The 20,807-nt window shown below is 34.4% G+C and carries 16 protein-coding genes; 14 read left to right on the plus strand and 2 right to left on the minus strand.

Annotation, left to right across the window (positions count from 1 at the left end):
* The first annotated feature begins 1 nt into the window (after position 1).
* The 6 genes from ACXX80_RS09050 (at position 2) to ACXX80_RS09075 (ending at position 7,652) form a co-directional block, all read left to right on the plus strand.
* The gene (locus tag ACXX80_RS09050) at positions 2 to 1,462 is read left to right on the plus strand and encodes a glycoside hydrolase family 125 protein (RefSeq protein WP_458552916.1); all 1,461 of its coding nucleotides are present in this window, start codon (positions 2 to 4) and stop codon (positions 1,460 to 1,462) included.
* A 49-nt stretch (positions 1,463 to 1,511) separates the two neighbouring features.
* Positions 1,512 to 2,600 carry a glycoside hydrolase family 18 protein gene (locus ACXX80_RS09055; protein ID WP_458552918.1) on the plus strand — a complete coding sequence of 363 codons (1,089 nt, stop codon included), beginning with the start codon at positions 1,512 to 1,514 and terminating at the stop codon, positions 2,598 to 2,600.
* A gap of 52 nt (positions 2,601 to 2,652) precedes the next feature.
* Positions 2,653 to 4,947 (plus strand): glycoside hydrolase family 20 protein, encoded by a 2,295-nt coding sequence (locus ACXX80_RS09060; RefSeq protein ID WP_458552919.1) that lies wholly within the window; start codon positions 2,653 to 2,655, stop codon positions 4,945 to 4,947.
* Between the two features lie 80 nt (positions 4,948 to 5,027).
* Positions 5,028 to 5,930 carry an ROK family protein gene (locus ACXX80_RS09065; protein ID WP_458552920.1) on the plus strand — a complete coding sequence of 301 codons (903 nt, stop codon included), beginning with the start codon at positions 5,028 to 5,030 and terminating at the stop codon, positions 5,928 to 5,930.
* A gap of 54 nt (positions 5,931 to 5,984) precedes the next feature.
* The gene (locus ACXX80_RS09070; protein ID WP_458552921.1) at positions 5,985 to 6,980 is read left to right on the plus strand and encodes an isoaspartyl peptidase/L-asparaginase family protein; all 996 of its coding nucleotides are present in this window, start codon (positions 5,985 to 5,987) and stop codon (positions 6,978 to 6,980) included.
* Positions 6,981 to 7,652, plus strand: coding sequence for a copper homeostasis protein CutC (locus ACXX80_RS09075; RefSeq protein ID WP_458552922.1), 672 nt, complete (start codon positions 6,981 to 6,983; stop codon positions 7,650 to 7,652).
* A 108-nt stretch (positions 7,653 to 7,760) separates the two neighbouring features.
* On the opposite strand, the gene ACXX80_RS09080 is transcribed toward ACXX80_RS09075, so the two are convergent.
* Positions 7,761 to 10,172, minus strand: coding sequence for a TonB-dependent receptor (locus tag ACXX80_RS09080; protein WP_458552923.1), 2,412 nt, complete (start codon positions 10,170 to 10,172; stop codon positions 7,761 to 7,763).
* A gap of 292 nt (positions 10,173 to 10,464) precedes the next feature.
* On the opposite strand from ACXX80_RS09080, the gene argS reads away from it, so the two are divergent.
* On the plus strand, positions 10,465 to 12,243 hold the full coding sequence (gene argS / locus ACXX80_RS09085) for an arginine--tRNA ligase (RefSeq protein WP_458554089.1): 1,779 nt from the start codon (positions 10,465 to 10,467) through the stop codon (positions 12,241 to 12,243).
* Positions 12,244 to 12,369: 126 nt separating this feature from the next.
* Here the strand turns inward: argS and ACXX80_RS09090 are convergent, their stop codons facing one another.
* A complete protein-coding gene (locus ACXX80_RS09090; RefSeq protein WP_458552924.1) occupies positions 12,370 to 13,284 on the minus strand; it encodes a DUF6607 family protein in 915 nt (304 codons plus the stop codon).
* A gap of 97 nt (positions 13,285 to 13,381) precedes the next feature.
* On the opposite strand from ACXX80_RS09090, the gene ACXX80_RS09095 reads away from it, so the two are divergent.
* The 7 genes from ACXX80_RS09095 (at position 13,382) to ACXX80_RS09125 (ending at position 20,783) form a co-directional block, all read left to right on the plus strand.
* Positions 13,382 to 15,457, plus strand: a complete 2,076-nt coding sequence (locus tag ACXX80_RS09095) for a TonB-dependent receptor plug domain-containing protein (protein WP_458552925.1) — start codon at positions 13,382 to 13,384, stop codon at positions 15,455 to 15,457.
* Positions 15,458 to 15,477: 20 nt separating this feature from the next.
* The gene (locus tag ACXX80_RS09100; RefSeq protein ID WP_458552927.1) at positions 15,478 to 16,110 is read left to right on the plus strand and encodes an HmuY family protein; all 633 of its coding nucleotides are present in this window, start codon (positions 15,478 to 15,480) and stop codon (positions 16,108 to 16,110) included.
* Positions 16,111 to 16,304: 194 nt separating this feature from the next.
* Positions 16,305 to 17,666, plus strand: coding sequence for a signal recognition particle protein (ffh, locus tag ACXX80_RS09105; RefSeq protein WP_458552929.1), 1,362 nt, complete (start codon positions 16,305 to 16,307; stop codon positions 17,664 to 17,666).
* Positions 17,667 to 17,740: 74 nt separating this feature from the next.
* Complete coding sequence (locus tag ACXX80_RS09110; protein ID WP_458552930.1) at positions 17,741 to 18,622, plus strand: bifunctional 5,10-methylenetetrahydrofolate dehydrogenase/5,10-methenyltetrahydrofolate cyclohydrolase; 882 nt, start codon at positions 17,741 to 17,743, stop codon at positions 18,620 to 18,622.
* 223 nt (positions 18,623 to 18,845) lie between these two features.
* Complete coding sequence (locus ACXX80_RS09115; RefSeq protein WP_113666428.1) at positions 18,846 to 19,772, plus strand: magnesium transporter CorA family protein; 927 nt, start codon at positions 18,846 to 18,848, stop codon at positions 19,770 to 19,772.
* A 100-nt stretch (positions 19,773 to 19,872) separates the two neighbouring features.
* Complete coding sequence (locus ACXX80_RS09120) at positions 19,873 to 20,487, plus strand: hypothetical protein (RefSeq protein WP_458552931.1); 615 nt, start codon at positions 19,873 to 19,875, stop codon at positions 20,485 to 20,487.
* Positions 20,488 to 20,489: 2 nt separating this feature from the next.
* On the plus strand, positions 20,490 to 20,783 hold the full coding sequence (locus ACXX80_RS09125; RefSeq protein WP_338647603.1) for a winged helix-turn-helix domain-containing protein: 294 nt from the start codon (positions 20,490 to 20,492) through the stop codon (positions 20,781 to 20,783).
* Positions 20,784 to 20,807: the final 24 nt, after the last annotated feature.

A 20,807-nucleotide genomic window follows, 5' to 3' on the forward strand; every position in this document is an offset into this window, starting at 1 on the left:
TATGCAATCACGTAGAAAATTTATAAAAAACACAGGTATTTTATCCGCAGGATTGTTGGCAATTCAATCGGAAGTTTTTGCTTCTGAGACCAATATTTTTAATTTTCCAATGAAAGATTTTGTTAGCAAACGTCCACCATTAGCCGAACGAAAATTTACCAGCGAAGCGATTGAAGCGGCTATTGTACGCATTAAAAAACAAATAGCAAATCCGGAACTGGCTTGGTTGTTCGAAAACTGTTTCCCGAATACATTGGATACGACAGTCGATTTTGAAATCATCGATGGCAAACCGGACACGTATGTGATTACAGGAGATATTGACGCGATGTGGCTAAGAGATAGTACAGCTCAAATTTGGCCTTATATTCCGTTTGTAAAAGACGATGCAAAACTTGGTGAACTGGTAAAAGGAGTGATTAACCGCCAGACTAAATGCATTTTGCTTGATCCGTATGCCAATGCTTTTTATAAAGATTTCAATCAAGTAAGCGAATGGAAAAATGATATTACCAAAATGCAACCAGGAATTCATGAGCGCAAATGGGAGATTGACAGTTTGTGTTATCCCATCCGATTGGCACATGGATACTGGAAAGAAACCGGCGATATAAGTTTGTTTGACAGCCAATGGAAAAAAGCCATGCTTTTGGTATTACAAACGTTTAAAGAACAGCAACGTTTTGATAATAAAGGTCCTTATACTTTTCAGCGTACTACCGCTTGGGCTACTGATGGTGTTCCATTGAGTGGTTACGGTTATCCGGTAAAACCTTGCGGGATGATTGTTTCTACCTTTAGACCAAGTGATGACAGTACTTTGTTTGGGTATTTGATTCCAAGTAATATGTTTGCCATTGAAGTACTCGGCTATTTAATGGAGATTTTCTCTTTGCCGGAAATTAAGGATACTGATTTGGTTGCCAAAGCCAAAGAATTACAACAGCAGGTACAAAAAGGATTGAAAGAAAACGGAATTATTCAACATCCAAAATTTGGAAAAATCATTGCTTTTGAAGTAAATGGATACGGAAGTTTTCACATGATGGATGACGCCAATGTGCCTTCCTTATTGTCATTACCGTATTTAGGAGCGATTCAGCCGGATAGTAGTTTGTATCTTAATACTCGAAAAGTAGTCCTTTCAGAAAACAATCCATTTTTCTATAAAGGAAAAGCAGGCGAGGGTGTTGGCGGTCCGCACACTGGCGCAGATACTATCTGGCCGATGAGTATAATTCTTAGAGCGATTACCAGTGTAGATGAAAAGGAAATAAGAAAGTGCATTAGCAATTTGATACAAACACATGCCGATACTGGTTTTATGCACGAGTCCTTTCATAAAGATGATGCAACAAAATTTACCCGTAAATGGTTTGCTTGGGCAAATACACTTTTTGGGGAATTGATTGTTCATACCAGTATTAAATATCCTCAAATCTTAATGGATAAAAATATTTAGGAATATCAATCGCCATTGTAATTACAAATTGAAAATCAATAATGTAAAAATGAAACATATAAAATTTCTTTTTTTGGTACTTTTTGTTACTAACAGTATATTGGCTCAAAGCAATAAAAACCTAGCTGTAATTGCGTATTACACGGGTGATGATAAACTAATAAATGAATTTGAGGTCAATAAACTGACGCATATCATCTATAGTTTTTGTCATTTGAAGGATGGTAAATTAAATGTTGACACGGCTAAAGATTCTCTTGCCATTAAACATCTGGTATCATTAAAAACTAAAAATCCGCAACTAAAAATCATGTTATCATTAGGTGGTTGGGGTGGTTGTGCTCCGTGTTCTGATGTTTTTTCTACGGAAAAAGGAAGAGCAGTTTTTGCGAAATCAGTACAAGAAGTCAATACTTATTTTAAGTGTGACGGAATAGATTTAGACTGGGAATATCCCACTATAGAAGGAGTTCCAGGGCATTTGTATCAACAAGCTGACAAAAAGAATTTTACAGAACTTATAAAAGTTCTTCGCCAGACTTTAGGGAATAAGAATGAATTGAGTTTTGCGGCTGGAGGATTCCAGAAATATTTAGACGAATCTGTTGAGTGGAAAAAAATAATGCCATTGGTGGATCGTGTAAATATTATGAGTTACGATTTGGTAAATGGTTATTCAAAAGTAACGGGACATCATACGCCATTGTATAGCACTAAAAAGGATGAAGAATCTACTGATAAAGCGGTAAGCTATTTATTAAAATTAGGAATACCTGCCAAAAAACTTGTGATTGGAGCAGCCTTTTATACCCGCATTTGGAAACAAGTATCCAATATTAATAACGGTTTATATCAATCTGGTGAACCAACGGGTGGTGTGAATTTTAAAGAATACACCACATCATTTACACTAGTTGATGGTTGGAAATATTTTTGGGATAAAAAAGCAAAAGCAGCTTACTGGTACAATGAAAAAGCAAAATTATTTGCTACTGGTGATGATATTGCTTCTGTTAAAGCAAAAACGAGCTATGCAATTCAAAAGAAACTAGGTGGTATTATGTTTTGGGAACTGGTTTTAGACAGTCCGCGCAATGGGATGCTAGATGCGATAGATCAAATAAAAACAGCTAAATAATTCAATTTGAATCTTTCAAAAAAAGGATTCACTCTTAAAAATAAGAATCGTTATGGTATTAAAAAAAACAGTCTTACTACTTTTTTTATTAGCTTCAGTGCTAATGAATGCGCAACAACAGCCTTCTATTATTCCAAAACCCGTTGATCTTAAAATGGGGAATGGTAATTTTACAATTGATGGAAATACGACTATCCAGTACGATAAATCGCGAAAAGACTTAAAAGCAACTGCTGATTTTTTTGCATCCTATATTAAAAATATTTCAGGATTTTCTTTAAAATCAAATAAGGCTGCAGCCAAAAAAGTGGAGTTTGTAATTGAAAAAAGCATCCATGAAGAAGGATATCAGCTAACTGTATCTTTAACTGCTATTGTAATTAAAGCGAGTAGTCCAAAAGGTGTTTTTTACGGTATACAATCAATATTGCAAACTTTACCAGCTATTCGTACTAATGCAGCTTTGGAAGTGCCGGTTATGCAGGTGAATGATTATCCTCGTTTTAAATGGAGAGGACTGCATCTTGATGTAAGTCGTCATTTCTTTGGTCCCGATATGATAAAAGAATACATTGACTTGATGGCATCCTACAAAATTAATGTTTTTCACTGGCACCTTGTGGATGATCAAGGATGGAGAATTGAAATAAAAAAATATCCAAAACTTACAGAAATAGGGGCTTGGAGAGTAGATAATACTAATCTAAATTGGCGAGAAAGACCACAAGCTAAGGAGGGCGAAAAGCCAACTTACGGAGGTTTTTATACGCAAGAACAAATCAAAGAAATTGTAAAATATGCTGCAGATAGAAATATAACCATAGTACCTGAGATTGAAATGCCGGGTCACGTGGCTTCAGCTATTGCATCTTATCCGCAATTGAGTTGCACCCAGCAGCCGCAACTACCAATGACAGGGGGAAACTATTCGAATATGTCATCAAATTACTGTGCCGGAAATGACGAAGTTTTCTCTTTCTTAGAAAATGTACTTGCGGAAGTGATGCCACTTTTCCCTTCGAGTTATATCCATATTGGTGGTGATGAGGTTGACAAAGGGCCTTGGAAGAAATGTGTACGTTGTCAGGCAAGGATGAAAAGTGAGGGTTTAAAAGATGAGCATGAATTACAGAGTTATTTTATCAAGCGAATTGAGAAATTTGTCGTCAGCAAGAAAAGAAAGATAATTGGCTGGGACGAAATATTAGAAGGTGGTCTTGCTCCCGAAGCTGCGGTAATGAGTTGGCGCGGTGAAGCTGGAGGAATCGAAGCGGCTAAGATGAGGCACAATGTGGTGATGACACCGGGCACTCCTTTTTATTTCGATCATTATCAGGCAGGCCCTGAAGGTGAGCTTTTGGCTATTGGAGGGTTCAATACCGTAAAAAGGGTTTATGATTATGATCCTATTCCTAAAGAATTAAATAAAGAAGACGAAGTCTATATTTTAGGCGCACAGGCTAGTGTATGGACAGAATATATTACTACTCCCGAACATTTAGAATATATGGTTTTGCCACGTATGGCCGCATTGGCAGAAGTAATATGGTCTCCAAAAGAAAATAAAAACTGGGATAACTTTAATGAAAGATTGCAGTATCATTTTAAAGGATATGCCCAAAAAGGGTTGCATTATTCTCCAGGTAATTTTACGGTAAATGTTAAACCTTTTTCTGAAAACGGACAGTTGCTGGTAAGTCTTTTTACTGAAGCATTGAATGGACAGATTCGTTATACAACAGATGGCACGGAACCTACTTTGCAAAGCGAAAAATATGAAAAGCCTATAGGTATTAAATCATCACTCGTACTAAAAGCATCCACTGTTGTTGATGGACAAATAAAAGGATTGCAGGCTGCAAAACAAAATTTTGTGATGCATAAAGCTATTGGAAACTCTGTACAATACACTAATCCAGTAAGCCAATATTACTTGGCCGATGGTCCAAACTCTTTAACGGATGGTGTTCGAGGCACAAATGCAGTGGGTAAATACTGGCATGGATTCAGTGAAAAAGATATGATTGCAACAATAGATTTAGGGCAAGCTACCACAATTGAAAATATTTCATTGGGTTGTTTACAAAATTATAGTGACTGGATTTTTTTACCGCAATCTGTGAAATTTGAGGTTTCAACAGATGGAAAAGTTTTTAAGGAAATTAAAACAGTAAACAATCCTGTTGATATCAATCAGAAATCGGCAGTACATAATTTTAGTGCAACATTTACACAGGAAAAAGTAAGATATATTAAAGTAACGGCCAAAAATAATCTTTGTCCTCCAGGTCATAGCGGAGCTGGAAAACCAGGATGGTTATTTGCAGATGAAATTATAGTAGAGTAAAATACCGATCATATAAGGTGCAGCTTTTCAAAAATTATCGTGTCACTTTTAAGCAAATAGTAAATACAAGAAAAATATAAATGAATAAAGAATATGCATTAGGGTTAGATGTTGGAGGAACTCACATTACTGCGGCAGTTATAGCTATTAACGAGATGAAAGTACTTGATTTTTCCGTGCATAAAGAGTCTTTTGATTCTAACTTGCCTGCCGATGAGATTTTGGATGTTTGGGAGAAAGCTATCCACAGTTCATGGAAGAATTCCGGGATAGAAAAGTTGAAAGGATTAGCGATATGTATGCCAGGTCCATTTGATTATGAAAGTGGTATTTGCTGGATAAAAGACCAAGCAAAATACGAACATTTTTATAGTTTAAACATTCGTGAATTAATTCGAGAAAGACTGAATTTGCCTAACGATTTACCAATTGTATTCGATAATGACGCGAATTGTTTTGGTAAAGGAGAATTTTTTAAAAATGTAGAAAATAGTTCAAAAAAACTTATGGCAGTTACACTTGGGACTGGTCTTGGAGCTTCTTTTATAGACAATGGTAATGCAATAGATTCAGGAACTCAAGTACCAGCCGATGGCGAGTTATATAACCTCCCATTTAAAACTGGAATTGCGGAAGATTATGTTTCAGCTCGAGGGCTTATATCTCGTTATAAAGCTGCAAGTGGTATAGAAATCAGTAATGGTCTTGAACTTTTTAGTCTTGCTAATACTGGAGATGTTATGGCTATAAAAGTATTTGAGGAAGTAGGAGCCGATTTAGCGAAGATTGTAATTCCGTGGTTAAAAAGTTTTGGGGCTGACAGTTTCATAATAGGTGGCAAAATTGCAAATGCAAGTGACTATTTCTTGCCGGCTTTTCAACAAAAAATAAAGGATTCCGGGAGTGAAGTCAATATCTTAGTATCCACAGATAATGAAATTGCGGCTTTACTGGGTGCTACAAGTTTGCTTTGTGAAATATAGTATTTAAATATAATTATTTTTAAACCAAAGTAGGATTAATATAAAATCAAAAATATGAATAACCGTAGAAATTTTATAAAAACAGCGGCGATAGGTTCAGTTGCTGTAGCATTAAATTCATTCAATGGGAAACCGGAGGAGGAGAGTGGTTTTTTATCCAAAAAAGTAAAGAAACCCATTGTGCTCTCTACGTGGCGATTTGGAATTGAAGCGAATGCTGCCGCTTGGGAAATTTTAAAAAATAACGGACGCGCTCTCGATGCTGTTGAAGCTGGAGTGAAAATTCCAGAAGGCGATCCAACGGAAAGAAGCGTTGGCTATGGTGGAAGGCCGGATCGAGATGGGCGAGTTACACTTGACGCTTGTATTATGGACGAAAATGCAAATATTGGCTCGGTGGCTTGTCTGGAATATATTAAGCATCCTATCTCAGTAGCTCGCGCAGTGATGGAAAAAACACCTCATGTAATGTTAGTGGGAGAAGGTGCTTTGCAGTTTGCCTTATCACAAGGTTTTAAGAAGGAAAATTTACTGGTTGAAGAATCCGAAAAAGAGTGGAAAGAATGGTTGAAAACGAGCCAATACAAACCGATTGCCAATATCGAAAATCACGATACCATTGGTATGATTGCGTTGGATGCTGATGGAAATCTTTCTGGTGCGTGTACAACCAGCGGAATGGCTTTTAAGATGCATGGACGTTTAGGAGATTCACCTATTATTGGGGCTGGTTTGTATGTTGATAATGAAATTGGTGCCGCCACAGCCACAGGACATGGAGAAGAAGTAATTCGGATTTCGGGTTGTCACTTGGTTGTCGAATTGATGCGCCAAGGGAAATCACCACAAAAAGCATGTGAAGAAGCGGTTGCCAGAATAGTAAAATTAACAAAGAATAGAAATAAAGACCTGAAAGACATTCAAGTTGGTTTTATCGCCTTGAATAAAAAAGGGGAATATGGATCTTATTGCATTCAAGGAGGTTTTAATTACGCAGTCAATGATGCAACTGGAAACAGATTAATTGATGCCGATTATTTTTTAAAATAAATGAAAAAAGCTCAACTAGAGATAGCCTGTTTTAATCTTGAATCGGCTATTATAGCTCAAGATAATGGTGCTGATAGAGTAGAATTGTGTGCCAATATGAAAGAGGGCGGAACTACGCCAGATTTCGAACTCACCAAAATTGTTCGGGACAGAGTCACCATCGATTTGAATGTTATGATTCGGCCTCGTAGTGGAAATTTCGTCTATTCCGATTTTGAATTTGAGCAAATGAAATCAGAAATATTAGCATTCAAAAAACTTCAGGTTGATGGTTTTGTTTTTGGAATTTTGAAGGAAGACGGAACTATCAATGAACAACAAAATACGGAATTAGTAGCTTTGGCAAATCCACTTCCGTGTACGTTTCATCGTGCTTTTGATGGAATAAAAAACAAGTTTCAAGCGCTTGAATCTTTAATCGAATGTGGTTTTAAAACCATTTTGACTTCAGGGGAAGAAACAAATGTAGTAGACGGTATTGATGTATTGGCAACATTAGTTGAAAAAGCAAATAATCGAATTGTAATCATGCCGGGCGGTGGCTTGCGTTCATCAAATATTGGAGTATTAAAAGAAAAAACGAAAGCTGTTTTCTATCATTCCTCCGCTATAACTGATTCAGGCGAAATAGCAAATCAACAGGAAATCCAGTCTATAAAAGCAAATTTGTAAGAGATATAAAATTATTTAAATCGAAAAACCCGGAGTGGCATACTCCGGGTTTTTCTTTTGGTAACTAACTATTAAAACTAATTTTTATTGAGGTATTTTATTTTTTGTTTAAAACAGTCCTCCGCCATCTTGTTTGGTGTTGTTATCTCTTTGTTTGCGTTGCAAGCTTTTGTTTTTTCCTGCGCCAAAGATGTAGTTGAAACCAAGATAAACGGATTGGCTTTCCCAAGAAAATTGACCTACTTGCGGATATGGATTTTGCCCATCAAAACCGGCTTTCATGGTATTAAAAATATCATTGAAACGAACGCTTAAGGTGGCTTTGACTTTTAGGAATGAATAACGTCCGCCGGCATCAATTTTATACATTTCTTTACCGTTGAATTGTACCCCATCAACTCCAGAACGATAAAATCCGAATAAAAGGAAACGAAGACTTTTTGTTGCTTTGAAATTACTGTTAAATCGAGCGTTGAAAGCTGATGCTGTAACTTCTTTGGAAACCAAATCAAATGAATTGCTGCTTGTGTTTAGTACAGAAACCAATCCTTTTTGGTTAATACTAGAAAAATCTATTGCTGGTTGTATATCCCACCAACTATTGATTTTGTAATTTAAAGATACTTCAAAACCATAAGCTGTATTATTGTCGAAGTTATCAAAACTCATAATTTGTTGATCCTGATTTTCTGGATCTGGGTATAGAATTCTGTTAATTTCGTTATGAATGCTTCGTACAAAAAGACCTGTGGTAAATGTTCCTTTAGCAATTGTTTTAGTATAATTTAATTCAATAGAATTGGTGAATTGTGGGTCTAATTCAGGATTTCCAATGGAGGTTACTCTAGGTGTGCTGAATTCTCTAATAGGTTTGGTTTGGTCTAAACCAGGTCTGTCTACACGGCGGCTCAAACTGATTTGAAACTGATTTTTGTCGGTAGGAGAATAAGTCATCGAAGCCGAAGGATAGACCGTGAAGTAATCGTCCTTGTAAGCGGTAGCGCCGTTTAACATTGCGTTTACCTTGTAACTTTCAAAACGGGCACCCAATTGGTATCCTATTTTTTTGAATTTCTGTCCAAAAGTAGCATAAGCAGAATAAATATCTAAATCATAGGTGTAGTCAGAATTTGATAAAGAACTGTTGTTGGTGATGTAATTGTTTTCGGTTCGTACAATTCTGCTTTCAGCACCCAATTCTAGATTAGTCTTGTCATTTAGCGGATTTACATAGTCTAAATTGATAGTGGAATTATTTCTTTTCTCACCAAGATTATCGGTATAAGAACTGCTGGGAATATTTGGGTTGTTGAAAGAAGTTAGAAAACTAGCATCTTGATTTTCAGAATAGATGCTGTGATTTATTTCTAAATCAAGCGTTTCTCCTTCTTTTTTTGTTAAATGTTTGAAAGCTACATTGTAAGTACCGTCCGTATTATCTGAAAAGTATTTAGAATTTAGCAGTAAATTTTGTGAAGCATCAGGATTTAAAATGTTCACATCCACGATACCATCTCCAACAAATATGTTTTGATTCGTGTAGGCAGAAATAGTGTTTTTGTCATTGATGTAATAATCCATTCCAATTTTGAACAAATGAGATTTGTTGTCATTCACAATATCAAACATTTGATTGGAGTTGTCGTCAAGTCTTGAAATTTGCCCTTCATTGAATCTTTTGCCAAAATTATTTCCATAAGTGGAGAAAAAGTTCACTTTACCGGTTCTATAATTCATGTTGATCGAGTTGCTAATCTTTGGTGTTTGTGCAAAAGTTAGACCCGTATTAACACTAGCATTAAATCCGTCATTAGCATTTTTATGTAAAACGATGTTTATGATTCCAGACATTCCTTCTGGATTGTATTTGGCACTTGGATTAGTGATTAATTCAATTTTTTTAATGGAAGTTGATGGGATTTGTTTCAATAACTGAGAAGCTTCAATATTGCTAGGACGTCCATCTACTAAAACGCGTACGTTTTCGTTTCCGCGCAAAGATAATTTTCCGTCCTGATCTATATTTACAGAAGGAATATTATTCATGATTTCGGATGCGGTTGCGCCAGCGGTAGTCAAATCTTTACCTACATTGATTACTTTTCTGTCAATTTTTTGTTCAATAGTAGAGCGTTCAGCAATTATATTTACGCCTTTTAATTGAATGGCATCTTCTTCGATAGTAATCGTGTTCAGATTTGCGTTTTTTGCTTCGTTTGTCAATGAAATTGCTTTTGTAATGGTTTTATAACCTATAAATTGAATTTCAACAACGTAATCTTTTAAGGCTAAATTTTTTATTTGAAAAGTTCCTTTGTCAGATGTGATGTCACCAGTAATGACTTTATTGTTTTCCTTTACCACAATATTTACGTAGGCTAAAGGTTCGTTAGTCTTTTTGTCAGTGATTTTTCCAGAGATAATTCCGGAGTTTTCCAGAATTAATGGTTTGACCGAAGTTTGTGACTGCATCGAAAACAACGTTCCAATAAAGCAGATTAAAATTAATTTAAGTTTCATGATTGATTTGATTTAAATGATTGATGATACAAATGTATTCTTTTATATAATACTATGTTAAACATAATACCTTTTTTAATAATATTTAACATTTTTTAACAAATACGAAATTGTAAAATTTACTTAATAGACCTCTAAAGATGGATTTTGTTACATCGATTTTTGAAAAAAATATGTATTTATATCTTATACTAGGTTAAAAGCTTCATTTTTAGATGCAAATTATCTTGTTTTCCAATTTTCAAATTACTGCAATATGACTATCTTTGCACCCTTAAAACCAATACACGAAATGACATTACCACAAATTCTTACGCCCTCTATTGAAAAAGCTGTAAAAGTTTTATTCGACGTTACGATTGATAAAGTTGAATTTCAAACTACACGGAAGGAATTTGAAGGAGATATTACAATGGTTATTTTTCCCTTGTTGAAAGTTGTTAAAAGTAATCCAGTAGAATTGGGAAATAAAATAGGGAACTTTTTAGTTGAAAATTTGGCTGAGGTAAGTCGGTTTAATGTAGTTTCCGGATTTTTGAATATTGTTATTTCAGATGAGTATTATTTGGATTTCTTCGGAAAAATAAAAGACAATGTTAAATTTGGTTTTGTAACACCTTCACCAGAAGATAAAGCGGTTATGGTGGAATATTCTTCACCAAATACGAATAAACCTCTGCATTTAGGTCACGTACGTAATAACCTTTTGGGATATGCCGTAGCGGAAATCATCAAAGCTTCGGGCAAGAAAGTGTATAAAACTCAAATCATTAATGATCGAGGAATCCATATTTGTAAATCGATGTTGGCTTGGCAAAAATTCGGAAACGGACAAACGCCGGAATCAACAGGTTTAAAAGGAGATAAATTAGTTGGAAATTATTACGTTGCTTTTGATAAAGCGTATAAAGAAGAAATAGCGCAATTAATGAGCGCTGGTAAAACAGAAGAAGAAGCAAAAAAACAAGCGCCAATTATTCTTGAAGCACAGGAAATGTTGCTGAAATGGGAAGCTGGAGATGATGCGGTAATCACGCTTTGGAAAACCATGAATCAATGGGTTTATGATGGTTTTGCTACAACCTATAAAAATTTAGGAGTAAATTTCGATTGCTTTTATTACGAAAGTAATACCTATTTATTGGGGAAAGATGTCGTTCAGATAGGTTTGGACAGAGGCGTTTTCGAAAAAGATCCTGACGGTTCGGTTTGGATTGATTTAACAGATGAAGGTTTAGACCGTAAAATTGTATTGCGTTCAGACGGTACTGCGGTTTACATGACGCAAGATATTGGAACGGCGATTCAGCGTGTGAAAGATTATCCAGATGTAGGCGGAATGGTTTATACGGTAGGAAATGAACAGGATTATCACTTTAAAGTGTTGTTCCTTATCTTGAAAAAATTAGGTTTTGACTGGTCTAAAAATCTATTTCATTTGTCTTATGGAATGGTAGATTTACCTTCCGGAAAAATGAAAAGCCGTGAAGGAACGGTTGTAGATGCGGATGATTTGATGCAAGAAATGGCAGATACAGCACAAAAGATTGCTGAAGATTTAGGGAAATTAGACTCCTATTCTCCAGAAGAAAAAGCAAAATTATATAACACGATAGGTTTAGGGGCGTTGAAATACTATATTCTTAAAGTAGATCCTAAAAAACGAATCCTTTTTAACCCAGAAGAATCGGTAGATTTTGCTGGAAATACAGGGCCGTTTATTCAATATACGTACGCCAGAATTCAATCGATTATTCGTAAAGCCAATTTTGACTTTTCGAATAAATCAAATATGACTCAACTTCATGAAAAAGAGAAAGAACTCGTAAAGCAATTAGAGTTGTTTCCTGAAGTAATTCAAAATGCAGCCCAGCATCATAGTCCGGCGCTTTTGGCAAATTTCACCTATGATTTGGTAAGAGAGTACAATTCGTTTTACCAAGCCGTTCCTATTTTAGGGGAAGAAGATTTAGAAAAGAAAAAATTCAGAGTACAACTGTCCAAAAAAGTAGCCGAGGTTATTGCTTCATCATTTAAGTTACTGGGAATTAATGTTCCTGACAGAATGTAAATTTAAAACTTTAGATCAAAAAAAATTCCGAATCAGTTAAGATTCGGAATTTTTTTTGGCGAAAGCCAATTTTTTAAAAAGTTTTTGCAAACCTAAATATAACGTACACTATGCATTATATTTTTTTTAAGATTTAATTACAAAGGAATCTATGATAGCATCAATTTCTGCTTGACTTGCAGTAGGTTTTAGGTCAAATAGAAGAGAAAATAGAGACTTCTTTTCTACTTTTTTGTGCAAGTTGATGTCTTTTTTTGATGCATAAACGCTATTCCATTTATTTCTTATTTTGAGCCAGATGTCCTCGTTTTTCTTCCACCAGTTTTGGGCCACTTTACAGTTAGCATCAGGAACTTTAGTATAGACATCAAAACCTTTTTCTTGAGCCAATAAAATATCTTTTTGATTTAAATTCCGAATCAATTTGTCGTTATCTTGTTCATGAACCCAGCCCGTTGCCGTTATTTCATGTATGTTTCTTCTTTTTAATACATTGTAGTCATCTCTTTTTGTATGCTCTCTTCTTGGTAAAGGTGCGTCTGTGGTATTTTTCCAATAGTGACTTCTATCAACATGAACCCAACTGGATGAGCCTTCATACCTCGGACTGTCGTCTACCTGATATACTTTTTGTGTCCATTGTCCTTTTACATTTTTTGCAGGTGTTGCGCTGTGTTTCCAAGTCAAATCTTTTTGAAAGTTAAGAAAATTGGTGTTTTCAAATAGCCAGTCTTGTCTCCAGTGTTTTACAATGTCATTTTCATTAGGACCTACTATTAATAAATGTTGCATGCTTATTTTATTAGATGTGTCTTCAATAAGCTGAACCCATTCTAATGCTTTTTCATGTTTTGTTTCAGAAGGTTTATAGGTTAATGAATCTTTGGGATAACTAAAAGTTTCAGCAAAGTTGAATTGAACTTCATAGCAACCGCACATAGACTTGATGGCTGCGATGTCATTTTGTCTAGCATTTGTTTGACTGTTGCTTAATAAGCTTGTAGTTAATGCAATGGAGGTAATGAAAATTTTTGATCTCATATAAATACTTTTTAATGAATAAATAATTTCGCCAAAAATACTATATTTATTTAGAATAAATAAAAATAATATTTACATTTGCTGAAAATTATTAAGAATGCTTCTAAATAGAATTTTAAAAATAGGCTTTCCTTTACTGTCATTAGCTTGTTACTCTCAAGGTCAACAGTCTATTGATTCTTTAAAACAGGAACATTTAGATGAAGTTGTTGTAACAGCAACACGAACAAAAAGATTGATTGCTACTTTGCCACTTCCTACACATATTATATCTGCGGCTACTATAGAAAAGGCCGGCGTGACACGATTAGATGAAATTTTAGCACAACAAACAGGACTTCATCTTACATCAGATTTTGGAGGAGTGGAAGGATTACAAATGCAAGGTCTTGATGCAGCATATATTTTAATTTTAATGGATGGGGTTCCTCTTGTAGGAAGGAGTGCAGGAACATTTGATTTGTCTCGAATAAGTGTGGGAAATATTGATCGAATAGAAATTGTAAAAGGAGCTTCTTCGTCTTTATATGGTTCTGAAGCTTTAGCGGGTGTAATTAACATCATAACTAAAAAGCCAACGCGAAATAATACTTCGGGAAATGGATCCTTTAGATACGCTAGTTGGAATACAAATGATGTAAATCTGAATTTGAATTGGAAAAAAGAAAAAATTTCGGCAACACTTTTTACCAATTATTTCTCCTCAAATGGCTATGATTTAGACCCAAAAACGGAATTAAAAACAGTAGAGCCTTATCGAAACACCACTATACAACCCAGAGTGTTTTGGGATTTTTCAAAAAATGTAAAATTTACCTTTGGGACACGTTTTTACAATCAATTGCAAGAATATAAAACTATCATAAATGCCATTAATTATGCTGGTAATACGACAATTATAGAATGGGATTTACATTCAAAATTAGAACAAAAATGGGGGGCTAATGTACAAGTAGACTATGAATTGTATGCCACAAATTACAAAAATAATTCTTTTTTAAATGGTCCAGAAAATATACTTTTTGAACAAAATTATTACAATCAATGGTTGTATCGCCCAGAAGTTAGAGCCTTATTTAATTGGAGAAAAAATAAAATTATTGCAGGTGCAGGTTTCAATCATGAATCTTTAGATAGAACTTATTTTGCTACAAAAGTGGCCGTTCAATCTCAATATATTTTTTCACAATTGGATTTTAATCCGACGGACAGAGTCAATTTTTTGCTAGGAATTCGGTATGATAATAATAGCCAGTTTGCCTCTCAATGGAGCCCTAAATTTGCCGTAAATTACAAAGTAAATCCTAGTTTATCTTTCAAAACATCTATCGGTTATGGTTTTAAAGCGCCTGATTTTCGACAATTGTATTTTGATTTTACAAATTCATCAGTAGGATATACCGTGCTGGGATATAATGTAGCAGAATCACAATTAAATGTTTTAGAAAAGCAGGGACAGTTGCTGAACAGAATACTTGGAATTAGTTTTGAAAATCCATTAGAGCCAGAAAGTTCCGTAAATCTAAATTTGGGTAGCTTTTATCAAAAGGAAAAATTAAAAGTGGAGACCAATTTTTTTTACAATTCGATATCAAAGCTCATCGATACAAGAGTTGCCGCACAAAAGAATAATGGACAAAACGTATTTAGTTACTTTAATGTTGACCAAATTTTCACCTATGGTCTTGAATTCAATTCAACTTATACTTATTCGAAGCAATTTAATGTTTCTATTGGTTACCAATACTTAATTGCTAAAGACGAGTCTGTTATCAAAGCTGTTGAAAAAGGAACAGTTTACGCCCGAGATCCTGTAACATTAGAATCTTTCCAAATTAAAAAATCCGATTATTTTGGGTTATTCAATCGTTCGAAAAATATGGCAAATTTAAAGTTTTATTTTGCTATGCCAAAGATAAAAACCGATTTCAATTTACAAGTTTTTTATAAAAGTAAGTATGGTTTATGGGATTCTAATAACAATCAAGTTTTAGATAAATACGATGACTTTGTAAATGCTTTCACAACGATCAATATTTCCGCTTCAAAAAAAATTCTAAAAAAGTTTACTATACAAGCAGGTGTCAACAATCTTTTTGATTTTACAAATCCACAAGAAATTAGCACACTTTCGGGGCGTTTATTTTTTACAAGATTACAATTTAATTTTTAACACTTTTTAATATTTTTATTATGAAAAACACATTTTCAACCTCTTTTTTTACAATCGCAGTTGTGGCAATTTTTGCAACCTTTATTTCATGTGATAAGGATGATACTCCACAAAAAGTAGTAGCCCTTGAAACAAAAACAGTTTCAAATTTACCAGCTCCTCAAACAGGTGGTCAAGGACAACCAGAAGGAGGACCGTTTACAAAGTTTAGTTTTTCTCAAAATGCAGTTGTTACAAATGATGTTTGGGATATCGCTTTTAGAGGGACAAAAATAATTGTTAATGGAGGCTCATTGATTGGTCTTAACGAAGAACCATCTAGAAAAGGTGTTGCAGCTGTAAGTATTGTAACGGGGTCATTGAGCAGTATTACAGCTATTCCAGCAGCAAATACATTTGTTCAAGATGGTGATAAAATCTATTCCTTTCCTACTTCTGGAATTAATTCATGGTATGATTATAATGCTACATCGCATATTATTTCTGCCAAAGCAGGTAAAGTATACGTGGTAAAAACACACGATGGTAAATATGCTAAATTTGAGATTTTGAGTTATTACAAAGATGCACCTTCATCTCCTGATGGAACTTCTTTATCCCGATTTTATACTTTTAAATTCGTTTATCAAAACAACAGTTCAACCTCTTTCTAGAGGTAAAACTGTTTACCTTGAATTCATTTTTAGTTGATTTTTTTATTTTTTTTGAATTAAAGAGGCTGATTATTTCAGTCTCTTTTTGTTTTATTCAGATAATTTTAAAAACATTCCTTTTTTTATTACTAATACCTTTTCAACTTCAATACCAAATCATTAATTTTACAGCTTAATTAAAGAGAAAAAGAATTATGTTCGATAATTTAAGCGAAAAACTAGATAAAGCCTTCCATATATTAAAAGGTCACGGAAAAATAACTGAAGTAAACGTAGCAGATACTTTAAAAGAAGTTCGACGTGCTTTACTTGACGCCGATGTTAACTTTAAAATTGCCAAAGATTTTACTACCAAAGTTAAAGAAAAAGCAATAGGTCAGGACGTTTTAACAACGCTTCAACCAGGGCAATTATTAGTTAAGTTGGTCAAAGATGAATTGACTGAATTAATGGGTGGCGATGTAGCCGGAATTAATTTATCAGGTAATCCATCTGTTATTTTGATGTCTGGATTACAAGGTTCGGGAAAAACTACTTTCTCTGGAAAATTAGCTAATTATCTTTTAACTAAGAAAAACAAAAAACCACTATTGGTTGCCTGTGATATTTACCGTCCAGCAGCGATTCAGCAATTGTACGTTGTTGGAGATTCTATTGGTGTTGAGGTATATTCAGAACCAGAAAATAAAAATCCAGTTGAAATTGCTCAAAACGCAATCAAACATGCTAAAGCAAATGGGTTTAATGTTGTCATTGTGGATACCGCTGGTCGTTTGGCTGTGGATGAAGAAATGATGAACGAAATAGAACGCGTTCATAAAGCAATACAACCACAAGAAACCTTGTTTGTTGTAGATGCTATGACAGGTCAAGACGCCGTAAATACAGCAAAAGCATTCAACGACAGATTGAATTTTGATGGTGTTATCTTAACAAAATTAGATGGTGATACCCGTGGTGGAGCTGCTTTGTCTATTAAAACAGTTGTAAATAAGCCTATTAAGTTTGTAGGTACTGGAGAGAAAATGGAAGCTATTGATGTTTTCTATCCTGTACGTATGGCTGAGCGAATCTTAGGAATGGGTGACGTTGTTTCCCTTGTGGAAAGAGCTCAGGAGCAATTTGATGAAGAAGAGGCAAGAAAAATCCAAAAGAAAATTGCTAAGAATGAATTTGGTTTTGATGATTTTCTTTCTCAAATTCAACAAGTAAAGAAAATGGGTAATATGAAAGACTTGGTTGGGATGATTCCAGGTGCTTCAAAAGCCATGAAAGATGTTGAGATTGAAGACGATGCATTCAAGCATATTGAAGCTATTATACACTCGATGACTCCAATTGAAAGAAGCAAACCAGCTTTGATTGATGTAAAAAGAAAAGCAAGAATTGCTAAAGGTTCAGGGACAAAAATCGAGCAAGTAAATCAGCTGATGAAACAGTTTGATCAAATGAGCAAAATGATGAAAATGATGCAAGGTCCAGGTGGAAAAAACCTAATGAAAATGATGGGCGGAATGAAAGGCGGAATGCCGGGTGGAATGCCTGGAATGAAATAAAGAATTTAAAAAGAGAGTCTTAAAGTTGTAATGGCTTTAGGACTTTCTGCTTTAATACATTAAACTAAATAACAATGCAACTACTAGACGGAAAAAAAACAGCGGAAGATATTAAAAGTGAAATCGCTGTAGAAGTACAAAAAATGAAAAACAATGGGGACAAAGTTCCTCATTTAGCAGCCGTTATTGTTGGTACTAATGGAGCCAGCTTAACTTATGTTGGCAGTAAAGTGCGGTCTTGTCAGCAAATTGGTTTTGAATCTACTTTAGTGGCATTGCCAGAAACAATTACTGAAACAGAGTTGCTTTCAAAAATCAAAGAACTAAATGAAGATAGTGATTTAGATGGTTATATCGTTCAATTGCCGTTGCCCAAACACATAGACGAGCAGAAAATTCTTATGGCTATTGATCCTGATAAAGATGTGGATGGTTTTCATCCAGCCAATTTCGGAAAAATGGCTTTGGAAATGGAAACCTTTTTGCCCGCAACTCCTTATGGAATAATGGAATTGTTAGAACGTTATAAAGTAGAAACTGCTGGTAAACATACCGTAGTTATTGGACGAAGTCATATTGTGGGTCGTCCTATGAGTATCTTGATGAGTCGCAAAGGATATCCCGGTGATTCAACGGTAACACTTACTCATAGTAGAACCAAAAATATTGAAGAATACACTAAAAATGCTGATATTATTATCACCGCTCTTGGTGTTCCGAATTATTTGAAAGCCGATATGGTAAAAGAGGGAGTGGTAGTAATTGACGTTGGTATTACCAGAGTAGAAGATTCCTCACACCCAAAAGGATATGTAATCACCGGGGATGTTGATTTTGAGCAGGTGAGTAAAAAATCATCGTTTATTACTCCTGTTCCAGGTGGAGTAGGACCTATGACCATTGCGATGTTGTTGAAAAATACGCTTTTGGCAAGGGAAATGAAAAGAAATAAATAAAGAGGAAATAGTTTTTATTGAAAGCCTTAAACATACGTTTAAGGCTTTTTTTTATCTTAAAAAACGTTTAAAATTCTGATAATTGATGCTAAAACGAAATTTAAAGAATACTTTTGCACCACTAAAAAAAATGGTAATGGACGATTATTATTCGGAAATGTTGAACTAATGTAGCACTTGAACTATTTTCAAGAGGCTATACATAAACCTATAGAATTTTGAAATGAGAGCTTTTTACAAAAACAATAACGGATTAATTGCCACTGCTGATTGGACTCCAAACTGCTGGATAAATATTGAATGTCCTACCGAAGCAGAAAAAAAATATTTACTCGAAGAATTACAAATTCCCGAAGCATTTTATAACGACATTGAAGATATTGACGAAAGACCAAGGATAGAAATTGAAAATGGTTGGACTTTGATTATCATGCGAATTCCTGTGAAGAGTAACGATGTGAAGTTACCTTTTCATACGATACCTGTTGGAGTTGTTTTTAAAGGCGAAGTTTGTATTACCATTAGTTTTCATAAAACGGAAATGCTTACGGATTTCGTTACTTATACCAAACGCAAGAATATCAACATTAAAGACAACTTCGATTTAGTGTTGAAGTTATTATTGTCGTCCAGTGTTTGGTTTTTGAAATACTTAAAGCAGGTCAACCAAAAAATAAAATTAGCCGAAGACAATTTAGAAAAGTCAATTAAAAATGAGGAATTACAGGCGTTGCTTCAAATAGAAAAATGTTTGGTATTCTTCATGACTTCCTTGAAGGGAAACGATATTTTGTTGCACAGAATCAAGAATATAAAATCCCAAAAAGAACATTTTGATTTGGATTTATTGGAAGATGTTGAAATTGAATTGCGTCAGGCACAAGAAACTACAAATATTTACAGTGACATCTTAACGGGAACCATGGATGCGTATGCTTCTGTGATTTCTAATAATATGAATACGATCATGAAGCAGATGACTTCGATTTCGATTATATTGATGATTCCAACATTGATTGCCAGTTTGTATGGAATGAATGTGCCTAATGATTTAGAAGATAATCGCTATGGAATATGGATTGTTATTTCCGTATCAGTTTTGTTATCTGCTTTTGGCGTGTTTTTGTTTAAAAGAAAAAGATGGTTTTGATACTTTAAACTTTTGATAAATAATATTTATTAAAATAATTCCCTTTCTGTTTTGAAATCTAAAAATTATATATAACTTTGTAATTCAAAGTACTTTATTTATGAGTCAAAAACTTCAAGAAGATTTATCACATATTCGTTCCATGATGGAGCGCTCTTCCAGATTTATTTCGTTAAGTGGCCTTTCAGGAGTTTTTGCGGGGTTATTTGCATTAGCCGGGTCAATTTATGCGTATCAATTATTTAAAAATAATGGTATTGAATATTTTGATGGCAGGCAAAAGATGTATAGCTATGATTTAATAATCGAATTAGTATTCATTGCTTGCGCAATTTTGTTCTTAGCATTAGGATCAGGTATATTCTTTACTTTAAGAAAAAGTAAAAAGTTTAATTTACCTGTTTGGACTAATACGACTAAAAAAATGTTACTGAATCTAGCGATTCCTTTATTTGTTGGAGGCGTGTTTTGCATGGCGCTCTTGTACCACCAGTTATTCGCTCTGATTGCTCCTGTTACTTTATTGTTTTATGGTTTAGCACTTATTAATGCGGGGAAATATACTTTTTCGGATATTAGATATTTGGGTGCATGTGAGATTATTTTAGGATGTATTTCCCTTTTTTATCTTGGGTTCGGACTCGTTTTTTGGGCAATTGGATTTGGAATTTTGCACATCCTGTACGGAATAATTGTATTCAAAAAATACAAATAGAAATGGGAATCATTGACAAATTAAATAAAGATTTCGAAAGTCGGGTTAGATTAGGCATTATGTCTGTTCTGATGGTAAACGACTGGATTGATTTTACCGAAATGAAATCTTTATTGAATATCACTGATGGTAACTTAGCCAGTCATTCTTCCGCATTGGAAAAATCGGGATACATTGAAGTTAAAAAAGAATTTGTTGGTAAAAAACCAAAAACATCGTATCGCGTTACCAATATGGGTAGATCTGCTTTTGTTTCCCACTTAAATAGTCTTGAAAAATTAATCAAATCTAAATAACTCCTTTTTTTTAACTTTAAACTT

The organism is Flavobacterium sp. GNP002 (assembly GCF_054343795.1).